This is a genomic window from Arthrobacter sp. H41 (assembly GCF_000520535.1).
Taxonomy (GTDB): domain Bacteria; phylum Actinomycetota; class Actinomycetes; order Actinomycetales; family Micrococcaceae; genus Arthrobacter_D.
Genome location: NZ_KI914791.1, coordinates 21,657 through 33,094, shown reverse-complemented (window position 1 = coordinate 33,094; position 11,438 = coordinate 21,657). Strand labels below are relative to the sequence as shown.

At 65.1% G+C, this 11,438-nt stretch carries 8 protein-coding genes and 1 pseudogene; 7 read left to right on the top strand and 2 right to left on the bottom strand.

What is annotated here, in order from left to right:
• The 4 genes and pseudogenes from Y705_RS22290 to Y705_RS0108735 all read left to right on the top strand — a co-directional run.
• Positions 1–620 (top strand): annotated as a pseudogene (locus Y705_RS22290) (SARP family transcriptional regulator); the annotation flags it as partial.
• A 167-nt stretch (positions 621–787) separates the two neighbouring features.
• On the top strand, positions 788–1,627 hold the full coding sequence (locus tag Y705_RS0108745; RefSeq protein ID WP_026532591.1) for a class I SAM-dependent methyltransferase: 840 nt from the start codon (positions 788–790) through the stop codon (positions 1,625–1,627).
• A 206-nt stretch (positions 1,628–1,833) separates the two neighbouring features.
• Positions 1,834–2,688 carry a pullulanase X25 domain-containing protein gene (locus Y705_RS0108740; RefSeq protein WP_155849988.1) on the top strand — a complete coding sequence of 285 codons (855 nt, stop codon included), beginning with the start codon at positions 1,834–1,836 and terminating at the stop codon, positions 2,686–2,688.
• 83 nt (positions 2,689–2,771) lie between these two features.
• Positions 2,772–4,316, top strand: a complete 1,545-nt coding sequence (locus Y705_RS0108735) for an arylsulfotransferase family protein (protein WP_026532589.1) — start codon at positions 2,772–2,774, stop codon at positions 4,314–4,316.
• Positions 4,317–4,361: 45 nt separating this feature from the next.
• Here Y705_RS0108735 and Y705_RS18540 read toward each other — a convergent pair whose 3' ends face one another.
• A complete protein-coding gene (locus Y705_RS18540) occupies positions 4,362–5,162 on the bottom strand; it encodes an NADP-dependent oxidoreductase (RefSeq protein WP_049822503.1) in 801 nt (266 codons plus the stop codon).
• 88 nt (positions 5,163–5,250) lie between these two features.
• Positions 5,251–6,444, bottom strand: a complete 1,194-nt coding sequence (locus Y705_RS0108725) for a DUF4872 domain-containing protein (RefSeq protein WP_026532588.1) — start codon at positions 6,442–6,444, stop codon at positions 5,251–5,253.
• A 374-nt stretch (positions 6,445–6,818) separates the two neighbouring features.
• Between Y705_RS0108725 and Y705_RS18535 the strand changes: the two genes are divergently transcribed.
• From Y705_RS18535 to Y705_RS18530, 3 genes are all read left to right on the top strand, one after another.
• Positions 6,819–8,525 carry an HNH endonuclease signature motif containing protein gene (locus tag Y705_RS18535; RefSeq protein ID WP_049822501.1) on the top strand — a complete coding sequence of 569 codons (1,707 nt, stop codon included), beginning with the start codon at positions 6,819–6,821 and terminating at the stop codon, positions 8,523–8,525.
• Positions 8,526–9,013: 488 nt separating this feature from the next.
• On the top strand, positions 9,014–10,333 hold the full coding sequence (locus Y705_RS0108710) for an ABC transporter substrate-binding protein (RefSeq protein ID WP_026532587.1): 1,320 nt from the start codon (positions 9,014–9,016) through the stop codon (positions 10,331–10,333).
• Positions 10,334–10,392: 59 nt separating this feature from the next.
• The coding region (locus tag Y705_RS18530) for a carbohydrate ABC transporter permease (RefSeq protein WP_081737923.1) at positions 10,393–11,438 on the top strand (1,046 nt) is incomplete at its 3' end.

The following is an 11,438-nucleotide window of genomic DNA, read 5'->3' as shown; positions in this document are numbered from 1 at the left end:
CGGCGCAAGCCGCACGCCAGGAGGCCTTCGCCCGCGCCATGCTCGGCCGCGTCCACCTCCTGATCGGCGACGATTCAGCCGCCGCGTCGGAACTGGACCTCTCACTCGGCATCGTCGGCACTGAGCACTGGACGGCCTTCCGGCCCTTCGTCGAGTCACTCCGGAGTGAAGTACACCTCGCCGCGGGCGACGTGCAGGTGGCGGAGGATCTCGCAGACCACGCCACTGCGCTCGCCGAATCCTTCGGCGACCGGTGCTACCTGGATGCCGCCACACACGCGAAGGCCGCGGCGCTCATGGCACGGGGCGACGACGCCGGCGCGCGGACATGGATTGCCCGCGGCCTCCGGCCTGACCCTTGGTACCGCTGGTTCCGCGGCCGGAACCTCGACCTCGCCTGCGCCCTGGCCCTCTCCGCCGAGCCGCACCGTGCCGCCCGCTACGCGGAGGAGTTGGGTGAGCTCTCCAGCCGCTACGGCCACGATGAGCTGACGGTCCGCGCCTACTCGGTACGCGCGGTCCTCGGGGACGACGCCGCAGCCGCGGCGATCCCGCTCCTCGCCGGGCGGATCGACAATCCGCTGCTGGCCGAGCACCTCGTCCGGCGTCACCAGCTGTGATGCTGGCGCCTTTCAGCCGCTACCAGCGGTGACGCGCTTCCGAGACGCGGAAGATCAGCATCACACGCCCGTGCACACGGCACACGCCGACACTGGACCCGTCAGCCGAACCCGGGGGCCGCCGTCGTACCCGGCCCACCGCAACATCCAGAACCGAGGACGAAATCATGACCGACACGACAGCCATCACCCCCGACGCCGACCAGGCGTTGAAGGCTAAGCACCGCGCCATGTGGGCGCAGGGCAACTACACAGCCGTGGCCACCGAACTCATCCCCAGCCTCGGGCCGGTCCTGGTCCGGCAGTGCGGCATCAACGGAGATCAGCGTGTCCTCGACGTCGCGGCCGGTACCGGGAACGCAGCCATTCCGGCAGCCGAGACGGGAGCAACCGTGACGGCGTCGGACCTGACGCCCGAGCTCCTCGACTCCGGCAAGCGCATCGCCGAGAGCAGGGGCGTGAACCTGGAGTGGGCCGTTGCCGATGCCGAAGCGCTGCCCTTCGAGAGCGGAGCCTTCGACGTCGTGATGTCCTGCGTGGGCGTGATGTTCGCCCCGCACCACCAGCTCACCGCAAACGAACTGGCGCGCGTGTGCCGCCCGGGAGGGACGATCGGCCTGATCAACTGGACTCCGGAGGGGTTCATCGGGCGGATGTTCGCCACCATGAAGCCCTACGCTCCGCCGCCGCCTCCCGGCGCCCAGCCGCCTCCGCTGTGGGGACGCCGGGAGCATGTGGAGTCCCTGTTCGAGGGGCAGGTGCACGATCTCGAGGCCGACCGGAAGACGGTGCGGATCGACCGGTTCACCGAGCCCGGTGACTTCCTCTCCTACTTCAAGACGAACTACGGCCCGACGATCGCGGTGTACAAGTCGCTTGCGGCAACGCCGGAGCGGGTGGACGCGCTCGACGCCGATCTCCTCGCCCTCGTTGCGGAATTCAGTACGGGGAACGACGGCACTGCAATGGACTGGGAGTATCTCCTCGTCACTGTGCGGCGTAACTGACTGTCCGGGGGGCGTCATACTCCGGGAGCTGACGACGATGGCCGACGAATCCGATAAAATCGGAACCGCCGCCCGCCCTCACGAAGGAGACCGCCATCGCCCCCCGGAATCACACCAACGTCCGACTGCGCACCACCCTGGACCTGCTGGCAAGCCACCAGTCGTCGGGAACCGCCGTAGCCCCCAGTGAGTTGATGGCCCAGGCGGTGGCGAAGGTTCCGTTCGACGCCACTGAGGCCGAGCTTCTCTCGAGCGGTGTGCCCCGCGGTTACAAGCAGTTGACGACGGCGACGTCGAAGCTCGTCAAGGCCGGCTGGCTTGTTAAGGCCCGTAGCGGCTGGACCGCGACCGAGGAGGGCGTCCGCGCGCTCGCCGCTTTTCCCGACGCCGAGGCCTTTGCCGACGCTGCGGTCAATGGCAAGCCGGTGCCTGAGCCCGTAGCAGGGCAGACGGCAGAGTCCGCGGCGGAGCCGGCGCTCGAGCCGGTGCCCGAGCCGTTGCCTGAGCTGGCGGCAGGGCAGGTTCAGGAGGAACTTCCCGTGCAGGTGCCGCAGGCACCGGAGCAGGTTCAGGAGGACCAGTCGCCAGTGTCCGCGCACGTCTTCGACTCCGGCGACCAGGACCAAAACCAGGCCCAAGACCCGGACCAGCCAGCGCTGGTTGAGGAGGCCGTCGTGGCCTCCGGCGAACCCCACGTCGCCGCACCGGAAGAGAATGTCGTCGCGCCCGAAGAGCCGGCAACCAACGACGCTTGGCAGGACCAGCCGCAATCGGTTGCACTCGCCGGCGATTTCAATCCCCTCTTCGGCGAGGCTGGGCACTGGACCACGAATCTCCGTGGACTGCAGCTCGACTACGACGCCGTCGAGAACGTGTGGAAGCTGCCCCTTCAGCTGCCGGCCGGCACTTACCAGTACAAGATCGTGGTCAACGGTTCCTGGGACGAGAACTACGGCGCTTTCGGCGTGCTCGACGGCGCCAACCACGAGCTACGCCTGCTCTCCGACACCGCGGTGATGTTCCGCTTCGACTACGCCACGAAGGACATCGAGACGTCCTAGGACTTCGAGCGGGACGACCCCGTCGGATAAGCAAATGTCACGAATTGATTGCGCTCCCCGGCCATTCCGGGAAAACTTTCATCATGACCACCGACAATAAGCCTGCTTACCGAAGGCTCGCGGCGGTCTGCGCCGTCGTCCTGACCGCGACGGCCTGCACCGCGGCGGAGGGGGACACCGAGGAGACGCCGTCCCATAGCTACGTCAGTCGCCCCGATCTGGCCCCTCCCGTCGTCGAGTTGGAACAGGGCGAAGCCTGGGATCCGGCCTATTCGACCGTCGAGGAACTCATCTTCCTCACGCCGGGCTTTCCGGATCGACCGCCGACGACGGGCGGGCTCGTCCTGGACGCAGCGGGAGAACCTGTCTGGATCAATCCCGCCGACCCGGACGACTCGCAGGACGACCAGTTCGAGCTCCGCGTCCAGGAGTACCAGGGCGAACCGGTGCTCACCCTGTATGAGGGAAGCAGCGGCGGCGGCAAGGGAGACGGAACCTTCACCATCCTGAACACCTCCTACGAGGAGATTGCCAGCGTCACCACCGGCGGTGATCTGGCCCCCGACAACGCCGACTTCCACGACTCGACCATCACGCCCCGGGACACCATGCTGATCAGCGCCTACGAACCGGCCGAGGCGGACCTCTCGGAAATCGGCGGCCCGGCGGACGGCTGGGTCGAGGAAGCCGTGATCCAGGAGATCGACATTGCCACCGGGGACGTCCTCTTCGAGTGGAGCTCGCTGGACCACATCCCGGTGTCGGACACCTTGCAGGCCTTCGGCGCGGCACGGGACGGCGGGGCGCTGCGCACCCAGGACTTCGAGGCGGGTCAGGACGACGACGAGGCGACGGGCACGAAGGAAAGTCCCTTCGACTATTTGCACGTCAATTCGATCACCGAGGACGACGACGGCATCCTCGTCTCCGCGCGTCACACCAGCGCCATCTACCGCATCGACCGCACCACCGGGGAGTTGGACTGGGTTCTGGGCGGGACGGCCAACGACTTCGACCTGGAGGACGGCGCCGCGTTCTCCTGGCAGCACGACGCCCAGCGCTCCTCCGACGGCACCCTGACCCTCTTCGACAACGCCTCCAACAAGGACTCAGGGGACAACTCCCGCGGACTGCGGCTCCAGCTCGACGAGGAGGCGATGACCGCTTCGGTGGTCACCGAATACCTCCCGCCGGAGGACCGCACCGCCGGAAGCATGGCCAACACTCACGAAATCCCCAACAGCAATGTCCTGATCAGCTGGGGCGCCCAGCCCTTCTACTCGGAATTCACCGCCGACGGTGCGCTCATCTATGACGTGTCGCTCGGCGGCGACGGCAGCTACCGTGCCTATAAGTCTCCGTGGGTCGGCGTGCCCGCCGCACCGCCGGACGTGGCGGTCCAGGACGACGACGGCGTCCGCACCGCCTACGCGTCATGGAACGGAGCTACTGAAGTGGCACAGTGGCGCCTGCTGACCGGAGCTGACGAATCGAGTGCCACCGAGGGCGCAATCGTGGACCGGGAATCCTTCGAGAGCAAGCTCCCCCTTCCGGCGGACGCAGCCTATGTGGCGGTGCAGGCCCTCGACGCCAGCGGGAACGTGCTGGGTACCGGCGTCGCCGACTGATCTTTGCGCGGCCTTCCCGTCAGGTTTTCAGGATGTGATCAGGCGTCAGTGCAGGCTGACCCCGCGGACCACGATCTTGCCTCGTCCATGTCCGGTCAGGCTGAGGGCAAGCGCCTGCGTCAGCTGGTCGAAGGGGAACGTCTGGGCGATCTTCGTGCGGAACGCACCATGCGAGGCAAGGTCGAGGACGGGCGAAAGAGTCTCAGCCGTGAGTGCCAGCGGGTCGCCGCCGGCAACGATGGCGCCTTGGTCCCCGGCTGCGAAATCGGTGATCGTCACCATGCGGTTCGGCGGCACCAGCCCGGCCATCCGGCTGATGAAGCCCTGCCCAGCGGTATCGAAGGCTGCGTCGATTTCCCGAGGTGCGGCGGTGGTGATCTCGTCAAGCATGGTGGTGCCGTAGGTGACCGGTTCCGCGCCGAGGGACCGGACATAGTCGTGGTTGATCGGACTGGCGGTTCCGATGACGGTATGGCCATCCGCGACGAGGATCTGAACGACGGCACTTCCGACGGCACCGGCCGCACCGTTGACGACGACGGCGGATGCCGGGGCGGGTGCCAGCAGTTTCAATCCGCGCAGAGCGGTTTCCGCCGCTGTCGCCAGGGTCACGGCCTGCTCGGCAGTCAGGCCCTCAGGGATTCGGGCCAGGCGTGCGGCCCCTGCGACGGCGAATTCCGCGAATGCTCGGCTGTCGGCGAAGCCGACTACCCGAGCGCCGATGCGAAATTCCGTCACCCCGGGACCGGCGTCGACCACTGTTCCCGCGATCTCCGTTCCGATGACCGCGGGCAGTTGAAGCGGGATCATCTCAGCGAGGAAGCCGCTGCTGATCTTCCAGTCCAAGGGATTGACCTTGACCTAGCCGGTTGAGGCGGTCGCCAGTTCCGTGGACAGAAGGACCAGCCGGTTCGCGACGGTCTGCACCGGTTTCTCAGTTTGCAGCTGCCAGGAGGGCCTCTGCCGCCGATCGCTCGCCCTGCGCCAGGATGTCCAGTTTTTCGGCGAGCGCTGCGAAGTGCTCGGTTCGCTCCTCGTCGGCGCAGTCGGGATCGATGAGGTCGGCCAACTCATCCCACCCGGCTCCCAGAGCGTCGTAGAGCGGGGCGACGTCGCGGAGGGCTTCAAGGCTATCGATCGCTGCCGCTTCCCGAAGGAATTCCGCGTAGGAGGGCCGAAGCGCACCGGGTCCGGACCATTCATCCCCGGACAGAAACTCCTGGATCTGGGTCAGTGCCGGAGCACGGCGGGTGGCGTAGGCGAAAAGAGCAGGCCATCCCTTCTTGGTCCGTGTGTCACGAAGGCGATCAGCCCAGGTCCCGATTCCTTCGACACCGAAGTTCTTGCTGAAACGCTCAGAGATCCCTACCTGGCCCGCCGTGCCCAGCAGAGCTACCGCCGTTTGCCGAACTGCGGTGCGGACGTTCGACTCATGGGCGGCGGGAGTACCTGAAGCCGCCTCGACACTATGGGCCTGCCAGTGGCGGTCAGCTTTCCGGCCCGCCCTGGCCGCCGCGAGGTCAGTAGCCCTGACGGGCAGAACCCGGCCGCCGCCGTCGTCGACGAGATAGCTGTCCGAATGCCGGCCGGCCACCACGACATCCGCTGATTCTTCATACGGCGGAGTGTCCTCCAAACGCAACCTGCTCGGAGTAACGCGAACCATCACGGCGACGCCCGTATCAAGAGCGGCCTCGAGCCTGGTGCTGGCCACTGTCGTGCTGCCGGTGGCCAGCTGCTCGATCCCGGCCCCGGAACGGATTATCAGGTTTTCCACGTAGGGGCCGGGGTGGAAGCGGGTGACGACCGTCGCCGTCGTCGTCTCCTTGTATTCGAAGGTGAACATCATGAACCCGATGCCGCCGGCCAGCCCTGCCAGCATTGCTTCGCTGAAAGGTTCCCCGGTTATCGGATCAACAACTCCTGCCTGAGACAGGACGGAGGACCACAATCGGGCGGCGCGTTGAGTTCGGCTGCTTTGGGGCAGGTATCCGGGCAAGAGGCCGTCGGGTGTCACCGAAGCAGCGGGCAAAGTGGCCAGGAGGTGTCGACGGGCCGCTGTGTAGCTCTCGCCGGTCTTGGCCATGCGTTCCCGGATTCGGGCCTTGAAGTGCTTGTTCTGAACCATGTCGCTCACTTTCGAGTACAGCCGATGCTGGAAGCCCCACGCACCGCTACACCGGCCGGCACCGTCGAAAGGAACTGGATCTACTACCCGGAGGCTTGACCTCCTTTGCCTTCTGAAAGCCGGAAGCGTGGGTACCGGCAAAAAGGTTGGGCGCTGGGTTCGCCTCTGCCCCAGGATAGGACCGAACCGTCGTCGCGGCAATGCGGCGTGGTCGCGAGCGTAGGAGTGCGCATTGATCAGTGATGATTAGTTTTTCCTCCCTCACTTTTATGGTTCGGTGGCGTGATTTCCTGTGGAGGAATAGTGCCGCCATCCTTCCTCCACAGAGGGCCGAAATTTCTCGATAATAGTACATAGATTCGATAGAATTAGGCATGGTCATCGCACCGCTCGAGCGCCCCGTAGAGAGCGAAACTCTCCTGGAATCGATGCGGTCCGATCTCCTCGATTTCGGGCAGGAAATGGCAGGGAATTACCTGACACTCAGCAGGCGCGACGCGGTGCGAACACTCGTGAAAATCGAGGAAATTGCAAAGCTCGTGGACTATCTGCAGGTGGTCGCAGCCCGTGCCGTCCAGGACCAGGACATTGCCACTGTCGGAGAGCGGCAGGCAGCAGGTTCACTCCTCGCACGGGCGGTGCAGAGCATTTCCGAGGAACCCTTACGAGGAATTTCGGAGGGCGCTTTCGACGGGGTTTCGGAGGGCGCGTCCGGAAGACTTTCCGCCATTACCTCCGCGGATGCAGGTCAGCAGAACAAGGCCTCCGCGCTTCCGGAATTCAAGGACTGCGCCGATTACCTGCGGGCTCGACTCGGCATCAGCCGAAGCGAGGCGAACCGCCGCTTGAGACTCGCGAGGAACATCCTGCCCGATACTGCGGGGTGTGGTGCCGCAACCCCCGCCCCGATGAAAACGCTGGGCGATGCGGTAAGTTCAGGCTCCGTCAGCGGACGTGCGGCTTCCATCATCTGCGATGCGGTGCAGCGGGTGCAGTCCTTCGCAACACCGCTGCAACTCGATTCGATGGAACACCACCTCACACGTCAGGCCGTGGAATCCGACGAAGACATCCTTCGGGTACTCGCTCGTCGTTGGGAGGGTGTGCTGGACCAGGATGGGCAGGAGCCCACGGAAAAGGTCCTGAAAGCACGGCAGGGTGTCTTCCTCAAGGGCAGGCGGAACGGGCTGCACTTTCTGGAAATCGGCGCCACCGACGAACAGTTCGAGCACCTTGTCACCGTCATGAACACCGCAACCAATCCGAGGGGAAAGGCTGGCACCGGCGGGAATCAAGAGCATTCCACCGGTGGCGGAGATTCCACTGAGCGTGCGGCCGGTGGAACGGGTGCGGATACGGGTCCGGATGACGCAGGCGGTCATCCGGCGAACGGCACAGGATACTCAAGCGGCGGCCGCGGCCTGTCGGACGGTGAATCCGACGCAGGTTACGATCGCCCCACACGGCCGCAGAGCCTGCTCGACGGCTTGGTTTCCGCATGCAAGATCGCTCTGTCGACGGACGGCCTTCCCGCAGCAGGCGGACACCGCCCCCAGGTCATGGTGACCATCAGCTATTCGGACCTCGTGGGTGAAATGGAACGCGCCGGCCACGCCGTCTTCGGGCAGCAGATCAGCGCCCGCAGCATCCGCAAGCTAGCGTGCGATGCCGACATCATCCCGCTGGTTCTCGGTGGGCAGGGTCAGATCCTCGACATCGGGCGAGCACAGCGGCTCTTTCCAGCGCACATGCGCCGCGGACTCGTCGCAAGGGATAAGGGCTGCGCATATCCCGACTGCTCGATCCCGGCCACCTGGTGCGAAGCCCACCACATCGTCCCCTGGGCAAAGGGCGGAACAACGAGCATCACTGACGGCGTCCTCCTCTGTTCACGCCACCACCACGTCATCCACGAGGGCAATTGGATCGTCGAATCGAGGCAGGGCATTCCGTGGTTCAAACCCCCGGAGTACCTCGACCCGGCCCGAGCCCCCCGAAGGAACAAGTTCTGGCAAGTGGACGAAGCAGTCCACGGGCAACTTCTTCACCACGAACGTTGTTTACCTACTTTTCCGGGCTGATGCCAAGTGCTACGTCAATCTCCGGAAACTGCCCCGCGTACTACTCAGTGGCGGCGCAACAGAGTTGGTGGCTTAACTGCGAAATGACCGGTGATCACCTACATCGACACATCAGCTGGAGCTAAGCTTCTCGTAGAGGAAGCGGAGCCCACCGCGCTGGCGGACTACTCACAGCTACTGCAGCAATCCGGCTCCAGGCCGATCAAGTCGCCCCACAGCCCCTACGTCCCGCAGCTCTGACACCGGCACTACTCGCGCAGGCCCCTGTGCCCACGGTTCATACACGGGCACCGGCCGGCTGCATGCGCCCGCACCGCTCAACAATCTTTCCGGCGCTCCGAGCTGAGCCCCGTGGAGAACTTCTCGAATGCTGAGAGAGCGCTCTCTTGACGTTGTGATCCACCGCACATACAGTTGTTCCACACTCCAGAGAGCGCTCTCTCAACTCATCCCCTGCATCCCAGCCGAACCCACACAAAGGAGTGATCGTGGAACTCTCGCGACTCAAAAGAATCACCGCCCTCGCCGGCGTAGCATCCCTCGCAATCGTCACCTCGGGCTGCGGAGGCGGTGGAAGCGACGAGCCGGCAAGCGCCGAAAATCCCATCGAGCTTTCCGTCACCACGTTCGGACAGTTCGGCTACGACGATCTGTACGCCGAATACGAAGAGCAGAACCCCGGAGTGACCATCGAGGCGACGAACATCGATGGAAGCGCCAACGCCCGCGTCGATGCGTTCACCAAACTCGCGGCCGGTTCCGGCCTGAGTGACGTCGTCGCCGTCGAGGAGGGCTGGCTCGGCCAGATCATGGAGGTGTCCGACCAGTTCGTGGACCTCAACGATCACGGCGCCGCGGACATCAAGGACAACTGGGTCGACTGGAAGTTCGAGCAGGGCACCGACCCCGACGGTCGCGTCATCGGTTACGGTACCGACATCGGACCCCAGGCCCTGTGCTTCAACCAGGAGCTCTTCGAAGCGGCAGGCCTGCCGACCGACCGCGAGGAGGTCGCCGAACTCTTCGGCGACGACGACGCGACGTGGGAGACCTACTTCGACCTGGGCCGCCAGTACAACGAGACCACCGGCAAGGGCTGGTACGACCAGTCCGCTTTCGTCTGGAACTCGATGGTGAACCAGATGGACGAGGGCTACTACACCGCCGACGGCGAGCTGAACATCGAGGGCAACGAGGCCATGCGCGCCCAGTTCGACCTCCTTGCCGCCGGCACCGCCGACGGCCTGTCCGCCAACCAGAAGCAGTTCGACTGGGGCAAGGGCAAGGCGTTCGTGGATGGGTCCTTCGCCGTCCACGTCTGCCCCGCCTGGATGCTCGGGACCATCAAGGAACAGCTGGAATCCGCCGGTGGCGGCACCGAGACCGGGTGGGACGTCGCCGACGTCTTCCCCGGTGGTAACTCCAACTGGGGAGGAGCCTTCCTCTCCGTTCCCGAGAGTTCCGAGCATCCCGCCGAGGCCGCGAAGCTCGCCGCATGGCTGACGGACCCCGAACAGATGGTCAAGCAGTCCGCAGCCGCGAACAACTTCCCCAGCACGCTGGACGCCCAGGCGGAGATCGTCGAAGCAGCCGTACCGAACGAGCTCTTCAACGACGCTCCGTACGGTGAGATCTTCGCATCGCGTGCCGAAGGCGTCGTGGCCCAGTTCAAGGGCCCGGACGACTCCGTGATCCAGGAGAACGTCTTCGCACCCGCACTGAAGATCCTGGACAACGGCACGGGTACGGCTGATGAGGCCTGGAACGAAGCCATCACGCTTCTCAACGACCTCGTCGTGAACAACTAGCAGCACCGGCCGCGGGGCCTCCGGCACCACCGGAGGCCCCCATGGAGTCTGGAACCCTCATGACCACGACACTGAACCGCCCGGTAACCAGCAGCCCGGCTGCCGGCAAGCCCACACCCACTTTCCGCCAGCGCCTGAACGTCCTCGACGTGAAGGCCTCCCCGTACCTCTACATAGCCCCGTTCTTCATCCTGTTCGCCCTCGTGGGCCTCTTCCCTCTCGGCTACACGTTCTTCGTCTCCCTCTTCGACTGGCACCTGCTCAAGGGGCAGGGCGAGTTCGTGGGCCTCCGGAACTTCACCGAGGTACTGCAGGACCGCTTCTTCTGGAACTCGCTGTTCAACACGGTGAGCATCTTCCTGCTCTCGACCATCCCGCAGCTGGTCGTCGCCATCACCATAGCGGCGGTCCTGGACCAGAACCTGCGTGCCAAGACGTTCTGGCGCATGAGCATCCTGCTCCCCTACATCGTCACCCCGGTTGCCGTCGCCATGATCTTCTCGAACATGTTCGGGGAGCAGTACGGGCTCATCAATAACATCCTCTCGAGCTTCGGCATCGACCGGATCCTGTGGACGAACGAGACCCTGCCCAGCCACATCGCCATCGCCACCATGGTGAACTGGCGCTGGACCGGGTACAACGCCCTGATCCTGCTCGCGGCCATGCAGGCCGTTCCCCGGGATATCTACGAATCCGCCGCCATCGACGGCGCAGGACCCTTCCGCCGTTTCTACAGCATCACCCTGCCGAGCATCCGGCCCACCATGATCTTCGTCGTCATCACCGCCACCATCGGAGGGCTGCAGATCTTCACCGAGCCGAAGCTCTTCGATCCCCGGACCGCGGGTGGGACCGGACGCCAGTTCCAGACCACCGTCCTCTATCTCTGGGAGATGGCCTTCCAGCGGCAGAACTTCGGCAAAGCCGCAACGATCGCCTGGCTCCTGTTCCTCATCATCGTCCTCTTCGGAATCGTCAACTGGCTCATCTCGCGGAGGATCGCCGCTACCGGTGACGGGCGTGGACCGGGCAAGGGTGCGGGAAGCCGGCGCCGCAAGCGCTCCGCCGCCCCCGCGGTCGTGCTCCCCGCCGTCGGATCCCA

What these genes read in the sequence shown, in the direction of transcription:
- Y705_RS0108735 (WP_026532589.1), top strand. Translation starts at nt 2,772, where the DNA reads ATGACCACCGACAATAAGCCTGCTTACCGAAGGCTCGCGGCGGTCTGC.
- Y705_RS0108745 (WP_026532591.1), top strand. Translation starts at nt 788, where the DNA reads ATGACCGACACGACAGCCATCACCCCCGACGCCGACCAGGCGTTGAAG.
- Y705_RS18535 (WP_049822501.1), top strand. Translation starts at nt 6,819, where the DNA reads ATGGTCATCGCACCGCTCGAGCGCCCCGTAGAGAGCGAAACTCTCCTG.
- Y705_RS0108725 (WP_026532588.1), bottom strand. Translation starts at nt 6,444, where the DNA reads ATGGTTCAGAACAAGCACTTCAAGGCCCGAATCCGGGAACGCATGGCC.